At 75.0% G+C, this 18,074-nt stretch carries 16 protein-coding genes; 11 read left to right on the top strand and 5 right to left on the bottom strand.

Features of this window, described 5'->3' with window-relative positions:
- The first annotated feature begins 39 nt into the window (after positions 1-39).
- Complete coding sequence (locus tag ACIQVD_RS25070) at positions 40-627, top strand: TetR/AcrR family transcriptional regulator (protein ID WP_400683958.1); 588 nt, start codon at positions 40-42, stop codon at positions 625-627.
- 89 nt (positions 628-716) lie between these two features.
- Here the strand turns inward: ACIQVD_RS25070 and ACIQVD_RS25065 are convergent, their stop codons facing one another.
- On the bottom strand, positions 717-1,052 hold the full coding sequence (locus ACIQVD_RS25065; protein ID WP_111553824.1) for a cupin: 336 nt from the start codon (positions 1,050-1,052) through the stop codon (positions 717-719).
- Between the two features lie 164 nt (positions 1,053-1,216).
- Between ACIQVD_RS25065 and ACIQVD_RS25060 the strand changes: the two genes are divergently transcribed.
- On the top strand, positions 1,217-1,477 hold the full coding sequence (locus ACIQVD_RS25060; protein WP_100837588.1) for a hypothetical protein: 261 nt from the start codon (positions 1,217-1,219) through the stop codon (positions 1,475-1,477).
- Between the two features lie 78 nt (positions 1,478-1,555).
- Here the strand turns inward: ACIQVD_RS25060 and ACIQVD_RS25055 are convergent, their stop codons facing one another.
- Positions 1,556-2,713 (bottom strand): acyl-CoA dehydrogenase family protein, encoded by a 1,158-nt coding sequence (locus ACIQVD_RS25055; protein WP_400683961.1) that lies wholly within the window; start codon positions 2,711-2,713, stop codon positions 1,556-1,558.
- Between the two features lie 180 nt (positions 2,714-2,893).
- On the bottom strand, positions 2,894-3,211 hold the full coding sequence (locus tag ACIQVD_RS25050; RefSeq protein WP_400683963.1) for a hypothetical protein: 318 nt from the start codon (positions 3,209-3,211) through the stop codon (positions 2,894-2,896).
- A gap of 338 nt (positions 3,212-3,549) precedes the next feature.
- On the opposite strand from ACIQVD_RS25050, the gene ACIQVD_RS25045 reads away from it, so the two are divergent.
- From ACIQVD_RS25045 to ACIQVD_RS25035, 3 genes are all read left to right on the top strand, one after another.
- Positions 3,550-5,520, top strand: coding sequence for an ATP-binding protein (locus tag ACIQVD_RS25045; protein ID WP_402291754.1), 1,971 nt, complete (start codon positions 3,550-3,552; stop codon positions 5,518-5,520).
- Positions 5,517-7,862: a hypothetical protein gene (locus ACIQVD_RS25040; protein WP_402291753.1), complete on the top strand. Its 2,346-nt coding sequence runs from the start codon at positions 5,517-5,519 to the stop codon at positions 7,860-7,862. Before ACIQVD_RS25045 ends, ACIQVD_RS25040 begins: the two co-directional genes overlap by 4 nt.
- A 109-nt stretch (positions 7,863-7,971) precedes the next feature.
- Complete coding sequence (locus ACIQVD_RS25035; protein WP_402291752.1) at positions 7,972-8,526, top strand: Uma2 family endonuclease; 555 nt, start codon at positions 7,972-7,974, stop codon at positions 8,524-8,526.
- Between the two features lie 3 nt (positions 8,527-8,529).
- Here ACIQVD_RS25035 and ACIQVD_RS25030 read toward each other — a convergent pair whose 3' ends face one another.
- Positions 8,530-9,501: a cation diffusion facilitator family transporter gene (locus ACIQVD_RS25030; RefSeq protein ID WP_402291751.1), complete on the bottom strand. Its 972-nt coding sequence runs from the start codon at positions 9,499-9,501 to the stop codon at positions 8,530-8,532.
- A gap of 228 nt (positions 9,502-9,729) precedes the next feature.
- Between ACIQVD_RS25030 and ACIQVD_RS25025 the strand changes: the two genes are divergently transcribed.
- The 5 genes from ACIQVD_RS25025 to ACIQVD_RS25005 all read left to right on the top strand — a co-directional run bounded on the left by ACIQVD_RS25025 (position 9,730) and on the right by ACIQVD_RS25005 (position 16,305).
- Entirely contained in the window at positions 9,730-11,451 is a 1,722-nt protein-coding gene (locus tag ACIQVD_RS25025; protein ID WP_400683974.1) for a threonine/serine exporter family protein, read from the top strand.
- Between the two features lie 114 nt (positions 11,452-11,565).
- The gene (locus ACIQVD_RS25020; RefSeq protein WP_402291750.1) at positions 11,566-12,546 is read left to right on the top strand and encodes a hypothetical protein; all 981 of its coding nucleotides are present in this window, start codon (positions 11,566-11,568) and stop codon (positions 12,544-12,546) included.
- A gap of 248 nt (positions 12,547-12,794) precedes the next feature.
- The gene (locus ACIQVD_RS25015) at positions 12,795-14,117 is read left to right on the top strand and encodes an NlpC/P60 family protein (protein WP_402291749.1); all 1,323 of its coding nucleotides are present in this window, start codon (positions 12,795-12,797) and stop codon (positions 14,115-14,117) included.
- A 97-nt stretch (positions 14,118-14,214) separates the two neighbouring features.
- Complete coding sequence (locus ACIQVD_RS25010; RefSeq protein ID WP_400683982.1) at positions 14,215-15,507, top strand: GNAT family N-acetyltransferase; 1,293 nt, start codon at positions 14,215-14,217, stop codon at positions 15,505-15,507.
- A gap of 339 nt (positions 15,508-15,846) precedes the next feature.
- On the top strand, positions 15,847-16,305 hold the full coding sequence (locus ACIQVD_RS25005) for a hypothetical protein (RefSeq protein ID WP_402291748.1): 459 nt from the start codon (positions 15,847-15,849) through the stop codon (positions 16,303-16,305).
- A gap of 28 nt (positions 16,306-16,333) precedes the next feature.
- Here the strand turns inward: ACIQVD_RS25005 and ACIQVD_RS25000 are convergent, their stop codons facing one another.
- Positions 16,334-17,101 carry a TetR family transcriptional regulator gene (locus tag ACIQVD_RS25000; protein WP_400683988.1) on the bottom strand — a complete coding sequence of 256 codons (768 nt, stop codon included), beginning with the start codon at positions 17,099-17,101 and terminating at the stop codon, positions 16,334-16,336.
- Positions 17,102-17,533: 432 nt separating this feature from the next.
- Between ACIQVD_RS25000 and ACIQVD_RS24995 the strand changes: the two genes are divergently transcribed.
- Positions 17,534-18,061 carry a GNAT family N-acetyltransferase gene (locus tag ACIQVD_RS24995; RefSeq protein ID WP_402291747.1) on the top strand — a complete coding sequence of 176 codons (528 nt, stop codon included), beginning with the start codon at positions 17,534-17,536 and terminating at the stop codon, positions 18,059-18,061.
- Positions 18,062-18,074 lie beyond the last annotated feature (13 nt).

Below are 18,074 nucleotides of genomic sequence, written 5' to 3'. Positions count from 1 at the left end.
CGCGCAAGACATCCGTCTTGGACGGGCTAGCATCGGGGCATGGGAAATCGTGAGGACCTGCTGGCCAGTGCCGCCCGCTGCCTGCAAGAGAAGGGCTACGGGCGCACCACCGCCCGGGACATCGCCACCGGTGCGGGCGTCAGCCTGGCTGCGATCGGCTACCACTACGGCTCCAAGGACGCCCTGCTGATCGAGGCGCTGATCGGCGCGATGGAGACGTGGGGCGATTCGATCGGCGCGGCCCTGACCACCGCCGCGGAGGTCGACGACCCGCAGGAGCGCTTCGTCCGGGCCTGGAACGCGGTGCGCGACAGCTTCGCCGAGCACCGCGGGCTGTGGACGGTGCAGTTCGAGCTGCTCGGGCAGCTCGACCACCTGCCGGGGCTGCCCGAGCGGCTGGCCGCGGCGCAGAAGGACGGCCGGCTCGGCCTGGCCGCGCTGTTCCAGGGCCGGAGCGAGGTGGCGGACACCCCGGAGGAGCTGGCCCGGGGCGTCTTCTACCAGTCGCTGCTGCTCGGGCAGGCCGCCCAGTGGATGATCGGCCCCGAACTGGCGCCGAGCGGCGAGGACTACCTGCGCGGCCTGTCCCTGGTCTCCGGCGACGTGCTGGGCCGGGCCGGGGGCTGACGGGGGCCGGAGAGCGGACGGGGCCGGAGGCGGGCGCGGCTCGAAGGCGGACGGGACCGGAGGCGGGCGGGGGCGAGGGGCGCCGGGCGTCAGGCGGTGACGGCGGTGAGCAGCACCACCGCGTCGGTGTGGGCGACCAGGCCGTGCCGCTCCTGCGGGACGGTGTGCAGCTCGCCCGGACCGGCCTCCTGGCGGCGGCCCGCCACCGTCAGCGCGACCCGGCCGCGCAGCACCTGCAGGCTGGCGGCGACCGGGGCGTTGTGCTCGTCCAGGACCGCGCCCGCCCGCAGCGCGATCACGGTCTGCCGCAGCACGCCGTCGTGCAGCAGCAGGTGGGCGCTGCGGCCGTGCGGGCTGGCGGCGGCCTTGGCGGCGTGCTCCTCGGCCAGGGCGTTCAGGTCGATCCGGGTCGGCTGCTCGGTCATCGCGTTCTCCTCCGTCGGGCCCCCGCACCACCGGGCCCGCCGACCGGGCCCCGCGGCCGACCCTAGGCGGGGGCCCGCGCGTGTCGCGCGCTGGATCACGCGCAGGGGTTAAGGGACGGCCCGCTCGGCGTGCGGGGCCGGGGGAGCGGGCCGATGGTGGCCCTATGGCGACCAAACAGAAATTCACCGTCGGCGGTTTCCAGGTGAACCGCGGCATGCTCACCGTCGGCGCGGGCCTCACCGGGATCGGCGCCGTCGTCGCACTGGCCGGGACGGCGCTGGTCTGCGCCGCCCTGGTGAGCGCGGGCCGGGGCTGGGTGCGGACCCTGGAGACCCACCCCGCCGAGATGGCGCAGCGCACCTTCCACCAGGCGAGGGCCGCCTCGGCGGCCGGACGGGAGGCCTGGCGCAGCAGCGTCAACTGACGTCGACCGACCGAGCGGGTGGTGGAACGGCCCGGAGGCGGGCACCCGGCCGGGTGCCCGCCTCCGCCGTGCCCGCGGTTACAGGCCGAGCGACTTGGCGATGATCGTCCGCATGACCTCGCTGGTGCCGCCGTAGATCCGGAACACCCGGTTGTCGGTGTAGAGCCGGGCGATCGGGTACTCCAGGATGTAGCCGTAGCCGCCGTGCAGCTGGAGGCACCTGTCGATCACCTCGGAGGCCGACTCGGTGCAGAACAGCTTGGCCGCGGCGGCGTCCGCCACCGTCAGCTCGCCGTTCTGGTAGAGCTCCAGCGCCTGGTCGACCATCGCCTGCTGGGCGAGCACCTGGGCCTGGCAGTCGGCCAGCGAGAACTTGGTGTTCTGGAACTCGGCGACGGCCTTGCCGAACACCTTGCGCTCCTTGACGTACTTCACCGCGAACTGCACCGCGGCCGCCGCGGAGGCGTACGCGCCGACGGCGATCGCCAGGCGCTCCTGCACCAGGTTGTGGGTCAGGTAGGAGAACGCCCGGCCCTCCTCGCCGAGCAGGTTCTCCACCGGGACCTTGACGTCGGAGAAGGACAGCTCCGCGGTGTCCGAGGTGCGCAGGCCGATCTTCTGCAGCTTGCGGCCGACCGCGTAGCCCTCGGACGCGGTGTCCACGCACAGGATGGACAGGCCGGCGCGGCGGTCCGCCGGGTCGTACGGGGCGGTGCGGCAGACCACCAGCACCAGGTCGGCCAGCACGCCGCCGGTGATGAAGGTCTTCGCGCCGTTGAGGACGTAGTGGGTGCCGTCCGCGGACAGCTTCGCCGTGGTGGCGATGCCCGCCAGGTCGGAGCCCGCGCCCGGCTCGGTCATCGCGATCGCGGTCATGATCTCGCCCGAGACGAAGCCCGGCAGCCAGCGCCGCTTCTGCTCCTCGGAGGCGTACTCCATCAGGTACGGCAGCACCAGGCCGGTGTGCACGCCCGAGGAGCCGAAGGTGACGCCCGCGCGGGCGGTCTCCTCGTAGATCACCGCCTGGTACTTGAAGCCGGTCTCGCCCGCGCCGCCGTACTCCTCCGGGACCTCGATGCCGTACACGCCGAGCTCGCCGAGCTTGCGGTAGAAGTCGCGCGGCGGGTGGCCGGCCTCCTCCCAGCTCTCGTAGACCGGGACGACCTCGTTGGCGATGAAGTCCCGGATGGTCTCCCGGAACGCTTCGTGGTCCTCGTTGTACACGGTGCGGCGCACGGTGCGCTCCCTTCGGCGGCGGCTGGTCGCGCAGCCAAGTTAATCGCCGGTAGCTTCCGGTGTCCATGGCTGCCGGGACCGGGCGCGAGCAGGCCGGGCGGACGCGCGGCCGCCCCGGGCGCGGTGCCCGGGGCGGCCGTGGGAGCGCTGTCGCGGTCGGCAAGATCCGAAAAGGGGGGCCTAGTAGAGGACGAACGGGTAGTACACGGTGTGCGCCAGGTTGGCGTTGGACTGGAGGGCGCCGACGCCGCCGGCGTTGTCGGTCACGCCGAGGGTGTTGTTCTGGTTGCTCGCGCCGGAGCCGGTCGCGGTCTGCTGGGTGGCGTTGGCGTTGCCGTGGACGGGGCCGACGATGTTGCCGGAACCGATGGTGCTGACCACGCCGCTGTTGGAGGCGTGGTCGGCGCCGGCGCCGTTGTCGGCGGCGGCGGTGCCGACGCCCGCGAGGAGGAACGCCCCGAGGGCGGTGACGACGGCGGCTGCGCGAATACGGGACACGGTGGTCTCCCTGCTAACTGGTGCGAATGTGACGCTGCGGGGTGGCCGCCCCGTTCGCGTCGGTTCCTGGCGTCGCGTCATCAGGATTGCCCACTGGGCCGTTCGGGTTCCAGTGCGGGCACGCGGGTTCGCTCGAAGGTGTCACTCCCGGGGAATAGTCCGGGAACCCGCGGTGACCGGCCGGATGCGTGGAACACCGTCCTGACAAGGGAGTTCACCGTCCGGCGCGGGCCGTCGGCGAGTTCCGCGCGTCAACGGCGAGTTGACCGAGGATCGACAGGAGCCGGACATCGGAAAACAGTGGTCGCCCGATTGTCGTACTGGCACACTGTGGCCTCATGTCTGATGGCCTTCCCCCCGCTTCCGGTGCCGACGGAAGTGGCGCCGAATTCCCCGCCGCCGAGAACTCGGCGAATCTCCGCACCACCGAGGTCGACCTCGGCGGCCTGGTCGGCGTGCTCGCCACCCACCTCTACTCCACCCCGCTGGTGGCGCTGCGCGAACTGGTGCAGAACGCCCACGACTCGCACACCCGGCGGAAGCTGGAGGACCCGGAGGGGGAGTACCGCCCGCTGATCCGGGTCAGCGGGGACACCGCGGCGCGGACGGTGGCGATCGAGGACAACGGGGCGGGGCTGACCGAGCCGGAGATCCACGCGTACCTGGCGACCGTCGGCACCGGCTACACCCGGATGCTGCGCGACCTGACCGGCAACCAGGAGCTGATCGGCGCCTTCGGCCTGGGCTTCCTCTCGGCGTTCTCGGTCGCCGAGGAGGTGGCCGTCACCACCGCCTCGCACCGCGAGCCGTCGGCCGCGCACACCTACCGCAGCCGGGGCGGCGAGCAGTACAGCGTGGAGCCGGCCCCGGCGCGGTCCGGGCCGGGGACGGTGGTCCGGCTGCGGCTGAAGGCCGAGCACGCGCACCTCGCGGACGAGCAGGCGCTGCGGGAGGTGCTGGCCCGGTACTGCGTGCTGCTGCCGATCCCGGTCTACGTCGGGGCGGACGAGGAGCCGGTCAACGACGTGGTGGTGCCCTGGCGGCAGGACGTGCCGGGCTCGCCGCACCTGCACCGGATGCGGTTCGCCGCCGCGTTCTCCCGCAGCTTCGAGCCGCTGACCGCCTTCCCGGTGGCGCCCGTCGAGGGCCGCACCGACGCGGTCGGGCTGCTCTGGGTGCAGGACGGCGGCACCTACGGGTCCAGCGACAACCGGGACCTCGCGGTCTACCTGCGCGGCATGCTGCTCGCCGACGACGCCCGCGACCTGCTGCCCAGCTGGGCCGGGTTCATCGGCGGCGTGGTCGAGTCGACCCGGCTCACCCCCACCGCCAGCCGCGAGGACCTCCAGCGCGACGAGCACTACCGGGCGCTCCAGCAGGCGCTCGCCGACGCCATCGTGGACGGCCTGTACGAGACCGCCCGGCTGCACCCGGCCGCCTGGCGGCGCATCCTGGCCCGGCACGGCCAGGACCTGCTGGGCGCCGCGCTCTGCGACGACCGGCTGTTCACCCTGCTCGCCGACGACGTCCCGGTCCCGACCTCGCAGGGCGAGCTGACCGCCGGCGCGCTGCGGGCCGCCGGCTCCGGCGCGGTGCACGTGGCGCTGGGCAGCGGCGGCGGCTTCGAGGAGATGCTCTACCGGGCGATGCAGGTGCCGATCGCCCGCGGCGACCGGTACGCGGTGCTGCCGTTCCTGCGCCGCTACGCCCGGCTGCGGGACTGCCGGATCGTCGAGCTGGGCAGCGAGAGCGGCAACCGGGAGCTGTTCCGGGCCCCGGACGTGCCGCTGCCCGCCGAGCAGCAGGCGTGGCTGACCGCCGCGCTGACCGAGGACGGCGAGCAGCTGGTGCCCGCCAGGTTCGACCCGCCCGGCCTGCCGCTGGTGCTGGTGCCGGACCGCGAGGCCGAGCTCAAGGCGCGGATCGAGGACGACCGGGCGGACGCCCGGATCCCGTCCGCCGCCCTCCAGTTGGCGCGGGCGTTCACCGCCCGCACCGACGGCGCGGTCAGGGCCCGGCTCTACCTGAACCTGGCCTCGCCCGCCGTCCGCGACCTGCTGGCCGCCTACCGGGACGGGCACACCGGGGCGGCCACCGCCGCCGCGCTGCTGCGCTCGCTGAAGGTCATCATGGCGGCGGCCTCCGGCTCCGCGGCCGGCGACCTGGGGGCCGCGCTGTCCGGGATCTCCACCGCGGTGGCCGCGCTCACCGCCGCCGTCCCGGCCGCCGGCCTGTCGGCGGTGCCCGACACCATCTCCACCGACATCGCGGACACCGCAGACCTTCCGCAGGGGGACGAGGAACAATGACCACCGACATCTGGTCCTGGGTGCACGACACCCACCGGCAGCTCGCCGAGTCCGGCCAGCACCGGCTGGCCGACGCGATCGCCGAGATCGCCGGGCACGCGGTGGACGGCCGCAACGAGCAGCTGGACGCGGTGTTCCCGGAGGCGCTGGCCTCCGCGCGGGCGCTGGGACTGCCCTGGGTGGAGGTGTTCCTGCGGCACTGGCGGCTGCAGAACCTGCTCAACAAGCGCCACCAGGGCGAGGCCGCGATGTCCGAGGCGGTGTCGCTGCTGGAGTTCGCGCACCGCGAGGAGACCGCGTCCTGCCCGCAGTCGGTCTGCGCCGTCCAGGACTTCACCATCTGCCACGCCAACATCGACGGCCCCGGCTACGTCCCGGAGCGGCTCGCCGTGCTGGAGGAGGCGCTCCAGCGGGTCGAACCGGCCCGGGCCTGCTTCGACTGCCTGTCCCGCGAGTACGCCGACACCCTGGAGGACGACGGCCGCCCCGCGGACGCGCTGACCCACCTCGACCGGGCCGAGACCCGGATCACGGCGGCCGGCGAGCGGATCTCGCTCTCCTTCGTGCACAGCCGCGCCTCCGCGCTGCACCGGCTCGGCCGCCACCAGGACGCGCTGGACGCCTACGACACCGCCGAGCGCGCCCACGTCGCCGCCGGGAACCGGCTGGACGACGACGACCGGCGCAAGCTCGCCTCCGGCCGGGCCCTCCAGCTCGCCGCGCTCGGCCGCACCGGCCCCGCGCTGGAGCTGCTGCCGGACGCCGAGGAGGCCGACCGCTACCCCGACATCCGGCACCGCTGGTCCGCCGCCGTCGAACTGCTGGCCGACGCCGGGGAGTTCGACAACGACGCCGCGCTCGGCGCCCGACTCGCCTCCTGGGCGGGCGAACTGGACGCGGCCGGCTCGCACCGCCCCTGCCTCGACCTGGTGCTGCGGGCCGGCCGGCTGGCCCTCGCCCGGGGCGCCCGCGAAGTCGCCCTGACGCTGGCCGGCACCGGCGCGCGCAAGCTCGGACAGCTCCGCAGCACCGCGGGCGTCGCCGAGCAGGTGGCCGCGCTGCGGGCCGCCGCCGAGGCCCTGCCCCGGCCCGAACTGCCGGTACCGGTCGAGGAGTTGCCGCAGTGGCTGGCCGAGCACCGGCCCGACCCGGAGACCGGCGCCGACCTGCTGGCCGCCGCGCTGGCCCGCGGCGAGCGGCCCGACACCGTCCTGGTGGTCAACCTGGCCGGCGCCCTCGGCGCGCTCGGCCACACCCGGGCCGTCACCGAACTCGCCTGGGCCCAGCTGGAGCTGGACCCCGGCCACGAGTACCTCACCGGCATGCTCGGCCAGTTGCTGATCGACGCCGAGGACGGCGAGGGCGTCGACCGGCTGGCCACCCGGCTGGTCGCCGCCGGCGAACCGGCCGACGGACACTGGCTGCGGGCCCGCTGGGCCGCCGCCCAGGGCCGCTGGGCCGAGGTCGGCGAACAGTGCGCCGCCGTCCTCGTCCACTCGCCCGAGGCGCTCAACACCCGCCGGCTCGCCGCCACCGCCGCCACCCGGCGCGGCGACCACGCCGAGGCCCAGCGGCTGTACGAGGACCTGCTCGCGCACGCCCTCGACCCGGCCGAGGCCGGCGAGGACCAGGTGCACCGCACCGTCCAGGAACCCGACCTGTGGCACCTGGCCACCGCCGCCACCGCCAACCGCGACTGGGCGGCCGTCCGCGCCGCCGGAGCCCGGATCGGCATCGAGTTCGACACCGACAGCGGCCCCGTCGACGAGGAGTGGCAGCTGATCGAACTGCGCGTCCCCCGCGCCAACGGCACCACCACCGACCTGCCCGCCCTGCGCACCGGCCCGGCCACCGCCCGGGTGCTGCCGGTGCTCGGCGAGGACCTCGACCTCAACCACGGCGACGTCGCGGTCTTCTCCCCGGCCGTCCTCAACGACCGCCCGGAGCCCGGCTCCCCGGACGCCGCGGACTGGCACCCGGTCTTCGAGTTCCTCACCCTGCTCGACCCGGCCGGCTACACCACCTACTGGATCGACGGCGGCCGCCCCGCGGACGACGACTGGTACGCCCTGCGCGACGCCCTCCGGGCCGCCGGGTACGCGGTCTGGGTCTACAGCGGCGACCAGTACCGGATCGCCGACCCGGCCGGCGGCGAGAACGGCCTCCCCGGCATCTACGCCGCCCTCGGCGTCCCGCCCACCGGCACCGCCGCCCGGGCCGACACCCTGCTCACCGAACTCACCGCCCACCTGCCCCACCCCCTGGCCTGGCCCGCCCTCGCCGAAGCGGCGGGCGCCGATCCGGCCCGCCACCGGGAGATCGCCGAGACCTACCAGCTCTGACCCCGGGGCACCCACCCGGTCCGGACGGCGGATGCCGCTGCTCCGGACCGGGTACGGTGGGAGGCGGGGCGTCCGTGGTGGGGACCGCACGCGAGCGAGGGAGCCGGCCATGACTGCGCAGCCGATCCCTTACGGCGACGTGGACCACGAGGCGGCGCTGAAGTACGCCGTGCAGCTCATCGACCACCGGTGGGCCCAGGTCGTCGAAGGGCGGATCGTCCTGGTGTCACCGATGTGGGACCACGAGCGCGTCGTCGCGCGGATCCGGCGGCAACTCGACGCGCGGATCGACGAACTCGGCTGCGTCAGCGGCTCCGGCAACCTCGACCTGCCCGGCTCCCCGAACTGGTACCTGGCCGACATCGCCGTCGTCCCCGACGACCTCGCGCTCGGCGCCGCCGCCCTCACCCCCGACCAGACCCTGCTGGTCGTCGAGGTCACCTCCGAGTCCAACGGCGACACCGACCGCGTCACCAAGCGCAAGCGCTACGCCCAGTACGGCGCGCCGCTCCACCTGCTCGTCGACCGGCAGGCCCGTGAGTGCACCCTGTTCTCCGAACCGCACGACCTCGGCTACGCCGCGGTGGACGGCCCGCACCCGTTCGGCGCGGCGATCCGGCTCCCGGAGCCGTTCGGCCTCGTCCTGGACACCGCCGCCCTCTGAGCGTCAGCCGCGGGGCGGGGTGGGGTCGAGGTAGACCCGGGTGACGGACGGGACGGCCCGGCGGACGGCGCGTTCGGCGCGGTCGCAGGCGGTCTCGATGTCGGTGGCGGTGGCGAGGTCGGCGAAGTCGACCTTGGCGGCGACCAGGACGTCGTCGGGGCCGTGCACGCTGGTGACCAGGTCGAGGACCCGGACGACCTGGGGCTGGGCGGTCAGGGCCTCGGTGATGGCGCGTTCGTAGCGTTCGGGGAGCGAGCGGCCGATCAGCAGGGAGGCGTTGTCCCGGGCCAGGACGTAGGCCACCCAGGCGAGCAGGGCGCCGATCAGGACGGAGGCCAGGCCGTCCCACAGGGCGTCGCCGGTGAGCTGGGCGCCGAGCAGGCCGCCGAAGGCGAACAGCAGGCCGACCAGGGCGGCGCAGTCCTCCAGGAAGACGGCCTTCACGGCGGTGTCGGAGGTGTGCCGCAGGTAGCGGTAGCCGCCGACGTCGAGCCGCCGGGTCTCGTCGCGCAGCTGACGCACCGTCCGGGAGAGCGAGACGGACTCCAGGACGAAGGCGACGGCCAGGATCAGGTAGGAGAGGGCCGGGCTGCCCAGCTCCTCGCCGTACTGGAAGGTGTGGATGCCGTCGTGGATCGAGAACACCGCGCCGCCGACGAAGGTGGCGAAGGAGGCGAGCAGCGCCCACAGGTAGCGCTCGCGGCCGTAGCCGAGCGGGTGCTTGTCGTCGGCGGGGCGGGTGCTGCGCTTGAGGGAGAGGAAGAGCAGCACCTCGGTGACGGTGTCGGCGAAGGAGTGCGCGGCCTCGGAGAGCATCGCGCTGGAGCCGCTGATCGCGCCCGCCACGGCCTTGGCCAGGGCGATGCCGAGGTTGCACAGGCCCGCGACGACCACCGTGGTGACGCTCTCGCCGCCGCCCTCCCCGGGGTCCCCGGTCGCCGTCGGGCCGTCGGCCGCCGTCCGCTGCTCGCTCATAACCGGTCATTGTGTCCGGTTCGCGGGTTTTCATCCCGGAAGGGGGCGAGGCATGTCCCCGGGCGGTCGCCGACCGGCGCGACGGCGGCGGGGAGGCGGTGCGGCGGCCCGGCCGGGGTGGCGGGTCCCACGCGGCCGGTTGTTCGCACCGTCGCCGCTGATCGGGCAAGGTGGAGGCCAGGAGGCGGCCCCGACCGGGCGGGCGGCCGGGGTGGTGGAGGAAGCGCCGTGTCCGATCGCGAGCCGGAGGGCGTGCCGGCACCGGAAGCGCCGCCCACCGAGGGGCTGCTCGGGCCGGACGCGCCGCCGATCGAACGGACCGTCAGCGTGCCGCACGCGCCGGAGCCGGTGCAGACCGAGGGCCTGCTCGGGCGCCAGTCGGCGCCCGAGGCCGCGGAGCCGGTCCGGGCCCGCCGCAACCCGCTCCTCCAGGACACCCTGACGCCCGAGGAGTGGAACGCGGCCGGCTACACCCCGTCGCACGGCCTCGACCTGGCCGAGCTGCACAAGGGCGCCCCCGGCGACGCCCCCTGGCCGGACCGGATGCGCACCCTGCTGCGGACGCCGATGGCCGAGCGCCCGGCGTTCGAGCGCACCCCCCGCGAACTCCACCCCGCCGCCGGGGCGCAGGCCCAGCGCAACGTGCCGCGGGTGCTCGACCTGTCGCTGCGGATCGGCGAACTGCTGCTCGCCAGCGGCGAGGCGGCCGAGGACGTGGAGGCCGCGATGCTCGGCATCGCGCACGCGTACCGGCTCGACCACTGCGAACCGCAGGTCACCTTCACGCTGATCTCGATCTCCCACCAGCCCTCGCTGATCGACCCGCCGGTCACCGCGGACCGGGTGGTGCGCCGCCGCACCTCCGACTACACCCGGCTGGCCGCCGTGTACGAGCTGGTCGCCGACATCACCGCCGAGCAGGTCACCGTCAACGACGCGTACCGGCGGCTGGCCGGCATCCGCCGCAACCGGCACCCGTACCCGGGGTGGCTGATGGCGGTGGCCACCGGGCTGCTGGCCGGGGCGGCGTCCTTCCTGGTCGGCGGGCAGATCGACTCCACGGCCTGGCTGGTGTTCGTCTCCGCGTTCACCACCGCCGTGGTCGGCGACCGGCTGGCCTCCGCGATCGCCCGCCGCGGGCTGCCGGAGTTCTACCAGTTCGTGATCGCGGCGATGCCCGCCGCGCTCTGCGGCATCCTGCTGTCCTTCAACGAACTGCACCTGCGCGGCTCGGTGGTGATCACCGGCGGGCTGTTCGCGCTGCTGCCCGGCCGGGCCATGGTCGCCGCCGTCCAGGACGGCCTCACCGGCTTCTACATCACCGCCGCCGCCCGGCTGCTGGAGGTGATGTACCTGATCGCGGGCATCGTCATCGGCGTGATGCTGGTGCTGTACGTCGGCGTCAACTACAACGCCCGGCTCAAGCCGGACGAGAGCCTGGGCGGCACCGCCAACCCGCCGGTCCAGCTGGTCGCCGCGGTGGTGCTGGCGCTGGCCTTCGCGATGCTGCTGCAGACCGACCGGCGCGCGCTGCCGATGGTGGTGACGAACGCCGCGATCGGCTGGACCACGTACGGCGTGCTCACCCGCAACGCGGGCGTCTCGGCGATCGTCGCCACCGGCCTGGCGGCGGGCCTGGTCGGCCTGTTCGGCCAGCTGCTGGCCCGCTACCGGTCGGCCTCCGCGCTGCCGTACGTGACCGCCGCGATAGGACCGCTGATGCCCGGTTCGGCGCTCTACCTCGGCATGCTGGCGTTCGCCCAGGGCCACGCCGGGACGGGGCTGGTCTCCGCCTCCCGGGCGGTCGCGCTGGCGCTGGCGCTGGCCATCGGCGTCAACCTCGGCGGCGAGGTGGCCCGGCTGTTCCTGAAGAACCCCGGCGCGAGCGACCGGGACACCCCGCACGTGCTGCTCCCGCGCCGGGCGGCGAAGCGCACCCGCGGCTTCTGACCCCGCGCCCCGCCCGCGCGCCGACCCCCCCGCGCCGCCCCCGCCCGCCGACCCCCGCGCCCCGCTCCCGCGTCGATCCGCGCGCCGACCCCCCGCCGGAAGAGGCACCACCCGATGACCAGTGCACTGCTGGACGGCTACCGCCACCACATCGTGGACGCCCACAAGCAGCCGCTGTTCCTGCTGCTGGTCGGGTTCATCACCTCGTTCGCGTTCATCCGGTTCAGCACCCGGATGATCCGCGCCCAGGTCCGCTGGTGGCCCGGCAACATCACCCCCGGCGGGCTGCACATCCACCACATGGTGTTCGGCCTCGGCTTCCTGCTGCTCGGCGGCACCGGCACCTTCGCCACCGACGGCGGGCACCCCTGGATCGACTGGTTCGGCCTCTCCTTCGGCATCGGCTGCGGGCTGGTGCTGGACGAGTTCGCGCTGATCCTGCACCTGGACGACGTGTACTGGAGCGAGCAGGGCCGCAAGTCGGTGGACGCGGTGATCCTCGGCATCCTGCTCACCGCGCTGCTGCTCACCGGCTACGTGCCGCTCGGCGTCGTCCCCGGGCAGGACACCCGCTGGGGGCTGGTCGCGGTGATCGGGGTCAACGCGCTGGTCTGCCTGGCCGCGCTGCTCAAGGGCAAGGTCTGGACCGGGCTGCTCGGCATCATGGTGCCCGGCCTGTCCTGGATCGGCGCGATCCGGCTGGCCCGCCCCTCCAGCCCCTGGGCGCGCTGGCGGTACGCCGGGCGCCCCCGCCGGATGGCCCGCGCGGTCCGGCGCGAACGGCGGCTGCACGCCCGGACGGACCGGGCCCGCACCTGGCTGTTCGACCTGATCGCCGGGGCGCCCGACAAGGTCCCGGCCGGGCACCCGAAGGCGCAGGCGGTGGCCGAGCGGATGGCCGCCCGGGCGCTCGCCCACCGGCGCCGCCCGGGCCGGGGCGTCCCGGGCGGCGGGCACCCGGACGGCGCGGCGGCGCTCGGCGGCGACCCGGCGCGGCGGGCCCGGGCCCAGCGCCGCCGCCGCACCGTCCGGGCCGGGCGGGTGCGGACCACCGCGACCGGGCCGGGGCGGACCTGGGGGCGGGGGAGTCGTTGAAGGGTGTTGAAAACCGGAGTGGTGCGTCGGCGAACCGGTAAGGTTCGTGGACATCCATCCCGGTGCGGCACAGTTGCCCGTTCACACAATCCGACATCTCACCCGCACGGCCGTATGGCGATGGCGCTGAGCCACCGTCAGGTCTGAGAATCTTGCGGTGCGTGACCGGAGTGACCGGATTGTCACGTCATGGGATATCCGGCTGATCGTCGGAATCCCGCCGCCACCCGTCGAGAGGGGACCACGTCGTGCCGCGCAGGTTCCTCCCCGCCCTCCTCCTCGCCGGCGCCGCCCTGCTCGCGCTGCTGCCCGCCGCGAACGCCCCCGCCGCCCCCGCCGCCGCGCCCGCGGCCCTGCCGGAAGCACCGCCGGAAGCCCCGTCCGCGGCCCTGCCGGGCGCCCTGTCGGCCGCCGCGCCCGCGGACGACCCGGAGCCCGGCTTCCCCAGCGCGGACGACGTCGCCCGGGCCCGGGCCGAGGCCGACGCCAAGGCCGCCGACGCCACCGCCGTGGAGGCCCGGCTGGCCGCCGCCCGGGGCGAGCTCGACCGGGCCGGGCAGGCCGCCGAACAGGCCGTCGAGGCGTACAACGGCGCACTCGTCCGGCTCGGCCGGGCCCAGGACGCCTCCCGGGCCGCCGCCGAGCGCTCCACCGCCGCCGAGGCCGCCCACACCGAGGCCGTCGACCGGGCCGCCGGGCTGCTCGCCGAGATGTACCGGCAGGGCGCCTCGCCCCAACTCTCGGCCATCAACGCCCTGTTGGGTGCCAGCGGCACGGCCTCGATGTCCAGCCGGGCCGCCGCCGTCGGCACCGCCGGCGCCCAGACCCGGCAGATCCTCGACGACGCCACCCGCACCGCGAAGGCCGCCGCCCGGGCCGCCGACGAGGCCCGCACCGCCGAGGCCGCCGCCCGCACCGCCGCCGAGACCGTCCGCACCGCCAAGGAGCAGGCCCAGCGCCGGGTCGCCGACCAGCAGCAGCAGGTCGCCGAGATCGGCCGCCGCCGGGAGGCCCTGCTCGCCGAACTCGCCACCGCCCGCGACACCACCGTCGAACTCGAACGGCAGCGCCAGGAGGCCCTCGACGCCCTCGCCGCCCGCGAGGCCGAGGAGGCCGCCCGCCGGGCCCAGGCCGAGGCCGAGGCGGCCGCCGCCGCCCAGGCCGCCCGGCACCACGCCGCCCCGCAGCGCGAGAGCGCCTGGTCGGCGGGCGGCTCCGAGGCCGCGCTCGCCTTCGCCCGGTCCGTCGTCGGCCTGCCCTACATCTGGGGCGGCGAGGGCCCGCAGGGCTACGACTGCTCCGGCCTGACCATGATGGCCTGGCGGCGCGGCGGCAAGCAGCTCACCCACTTCGCCGCCGACCAGTACGCCGAGTCCACCCCCGTCAGCTACGCCCAGCTCCGGCCCGGCGACCTGGTCTTCTGGACCAGGACCGGCCGTGCCGCCGACATCTACCACGTCGCCCTCTACCTCGGCGGCGACCAGATGATCGAGGCCCCCCGGCCCGGCGCCGCGATCAAGCAGGCCAGCCTCTGGATCATGGGCCGCCCGGACTTCTACGCCCGCCCCTGACCCGGGACCGGCCCCGGTCGACCGCCGGTGTGGCGCGGGGTGCGAGGGCGGGGAAAACCGGGTGCCCGGTCCGGGAGGGGCGTCGTACGGTGGGCCGATGGGCAACGACGCGCAGCAGGGCCCCCACCGGGGCATCGAGATCCGGCCGATCACCCACGAGGAGCTGGCCGACTGGGACCGGGCGGTCTCGCTCGGGTTCATGCGCCCGCACGTCGCCCCGGCGACGGAGTGGCGCGAGCTGCTGTTCGAGCCGGGGCGGATGCTGGCGGCCTTCGACCACGAGGTTCCGGAGGCGGACCGGCCGCGCTGCGTCGCGACCTTCCGCAGCTTCGACACCGGGCTGACGGTGCCCGGCGGGGAGCTGCTGCCGGTCGACGCGATCACCGGCGTCACGGTCAACTCCACCCACCGCCGGCGCGGCCTGCTCAGCGGCATGATGCGGCACGACCTGGCCGCCGCCCGCGAGCGCGGTTCGGCCGCCGCCATCCTGATCGCCGCCGAGCACAACATCTACGGCCGGTTCGGCTTCGGCTCGGCCGTCCCGCTGGCGGGCTGGCGGGTCGACGTGCTGCGCTCCGGCGGCGTCCGGTCCGGTCTGCCGGTGCACGAGGGCCACCGGATCGACTTCGCCACCCTGGAGGAGTTCGGCAAGTTCGGCCCCGACCTGCACGAGCGCTGGCGCCCCACCCAGCCCGGCGCGATCGGCCGCCCCGACGCGTGGTGGCGGCTGCGGACGGGTGAGGTCGACCTGCCCGGCTTCGACTGGAAGCAGGGCTTCACCGCCTTCCACCGCACCGCCGACGGCACCCTCACCGGCATGATCAACTACACCGTCGAGGACAAGTGGGACGGCGCGTACCCCGACTGCCCGCTGACCGTCCGGGACTTCGTCGCGCTGGACCGGAAGACCGCCAACGCGCTCTGGGCGTACGCCTTCTCCGTCGACTGGGTGCGCCAGGTGATCGCCCCCCACCTCGGCCCCGGGGACGTGCTGCCGCTGCTGCTCAACGACCCGCGCGGCGCCAAGCCGCACGAGGAGACCGCCGACTTCACCTGGCTGCGGCTGCTCGACCTGCCCGCCGCGTTCGCCGCCCGCCGCTACGAGGCCCCCGGCCGCCTGGTGCTGGACGTCGCCGACCGCGAGGGCTGGACGGCCGGGCGCTGGGCGCTGGAGACCGCCGCCGACGGCACCGGCCGGATCGCCCGCACCGAGGACCCCGCCGACCTCGCGCTCGACGTCTCCCAGCTCGGCGGCCTCTACCTCGGCGGCGGCAACGCGGCCCGGCTCGCCGACGCCGCGCTGCTCACCGAGCACACCCCGGGCGCGGCCGTCCGGGCCGACACCCTGCTGCGCACCGCCCGCGCCCCGTGGAACCCGGACGGCTTCTGACCCCCGCTCCCGTCCTCGCCCGTTCCCGTCGCGCGGCGGAACGTCAACCCGGGTACTCCGCAGTTCACCCTCGGAGGTGTCGAAAACCTTTGCGGTGGCGGGGGATCGGCGCGCGACGGGCGCACCCCTGGCGAACGGCGGGTGAGCTGCGGGAAGCCGGTCGGCGGAGATTCCCGCAGGGGTGAACGCGAGTGCGGCCCGGAGGTGCGCGTTCGAATCCGGCGGGTCGACAACTGCCGCCGCCCTTCCTAGCGTTCGGGGCGTTCGGGCCGAACGAGAGGCCCCGGGGGCGCGTTCGCGCCCCCGGGGCGCGGCCGAAGTCCTCCAGGAGACTCCGACATGTCCCCTTTCAGCGTCTGGGCGGGCGCCCTCGTGGTCCTCGTCGCCCTGCTCCTCGTCCTCGCCTGCGCGTGGCTGCTCTTCGCCGGGTCCGCCCCGGCCGGCGGCCGCCACCGCTCCGGCGGCGCACCGCCCGTCGTCCGGCTGGCCCGTCCGAGCGACCCCGTCACCCCCGTGCGGCCGGTGCGGCGGTCGCGCCCCGCCCGGCCGGACCGGCTTGTCCTCTCGGTGCGGCCCGTCCCGGTGCGGCGGCCGAACACCCTCCCGCTCTGCTCCAGGCACCGGGGGCCGGTGTCCGTCCGCACCCTGCACCGGACGATCATGCCGAGGTTCCCGGTCTTCCACGGCCCCGCCGTCCGGATCGCCGTCCGCAAGGCCCCCCGCCCGGTCCCGCCCCCGCGCGTCCTGCCGCTCTGGGCCGCCCGCACCGCCCCGGGCCCGGCCGGCCGGGCCACTTGACAGTCCCGGGCTACTTGACAGTCCCGGGCTACTTGACGAGGCCCTTCCCGATGCTGGGCAGCACGAAGTCCTGGATCAGGCCCTTGGCGTCGCGGACCAGGGGGCGGAAGACGCGGTAGCGGGAGAGGTTGATGAGGCGGGCGACCAGGGGGGTGGAGCGGCGGACGAACTCGCGGGTGCGCTCGGTGTCGGGGGTGCGGTCGAAGACCCAGTAGAGGACGACGACCATCAGGTGCAGCCAGAGCACGTCGGGCAGCAGGTCGACGAGTTCGGCGTCCAGCTTGGGGGCGAGTTCGGAGCCCTGGAGCACCTCGCGGAAGAGCTCGACGGCGGTGGCCCGGGCGGGGTGGGACTCGTTGGAGAACGGGCTGAGCGAGCTGGTCGGGTCGGCCGCGGTGCGGAAGAACTGGGCGGCGAACTCGTGGTAGGGCGCGGCGGTGTCGACCCAGGACTCGATGGCGATCTGCAGGCGTTCCGCGAAGTCGCGGGTGTGCGCCGTCCGGACCCGGGTGTCGGCGGCGTGGTCGTGGGTCATCCGGTCGTAGAAGCCCTGGATCAGGAACTCCTTGGCCGAGAAGTAGTAGTAGGCGCTGCCGACCGAGACGCCCGCCTCGGTGGCGATCGCCCGCATGGTGGTCTTCTCGTAGCCGCGTTCCTGGAACAGCCGCATCGCGGTCTCCAGGATCAGCGCGCGGGTGGCCTCGCTCTTGTCGGTCTTCGGCTGGGCCCGCCCGCCCGCCAGCTCGCCGGACGGCAGGCCGGCCGCCTGTTCGTCCCTGTCGCTCGCGTCGTCCACGCCGCCCGACCCTACCGGGACCTGCCGGTCCCGTTCCTGGCCGTTTCCTGCCACCTCGCCCCGCCTGATTCGCTTTCGTCGCGGTCTCCTACCGGCCCGAGCCTAGCCCGGACCGGGACAACTCGGGACCGGGAGGGCGAATCGGAAGCCGGACGACGTGCCCGGTGCTCCCCGGCACCGGGTCGGTCGTACGGGCTCGATCGGACGGACGCCTTCGCGTGGACGCCGCCGCGCGGGCCGGTGCCTGGTCGTCCGGCGCGGCGGGCACGGCGGACGGCTCCCCTCCGGCAGCCGGGAGCGCGTTTTCGAACGCGTTCAAAATGATGCGTGAGCGACTCTAGGGCATCGGTTCGGGCACGCTCAAGCCCCGGCCGGCGAAATGCCTCCGGCGGCGGCCCGCCGGAGGGAAAGCAGGTGTGCGAAGCTGGCCGGATGCCCGCCGCCGACCGCCCGCCAGCCCCGCCCGTCCTGCGCGAGGGCGGTGCCCCGGACGCCGCCGCCGTCGCCGCGCTGTACGCCGCGAGCCGCCGCAGCGCGTACGCCGGGCTGCTGCCCGCCGGCCTGCTGGACGCCGAGGCCGACACCGCCGAACAGGAACTGCTCTGGACGCTGCGGCTGGAGGCCGACTACGGGACGCCCGCCGACACGCCCGTCCTGCTGCTCGCCGAGGACCGGGACGGCGCCGCGCTCGGCTTCGCCTACCTGGTGCCGGACGGCGGCGTGGTGCGGCTGGAACAACTGCACGTCCGCCCCGGCCGGACCGGCGGCGGGATCGGCACCGGCCTGCTGCGCGCCGCGCTGGCCCGCTTCCCGGCGGCGCCCGTCCGGCTGGACGTGCTGGCCGCCAACCGGCGGGCGGTCGCGTTCTACGAGCGGCACGGCGCCCGCCGCCTGGGCCGCAGCATCGCGCGCTTCCCGGACGGGACGGAGCTGCCCGAGTACGCGTACGGCTGGCGCTGACGGAGCGTCAGCC

The organism is Kitasatospora sp. NPDC090308 (assembly GCF_044769485.1).
GTDB lineage: Bacteria > Actinomycetota > Actinomycetes > Streptomycetales > Streptomycetaceae > Kitasatospora > Kitasatospora fiedleri.
This window is presented reverse-complemented; position numbering and strand designations above follow the sequence as displayed.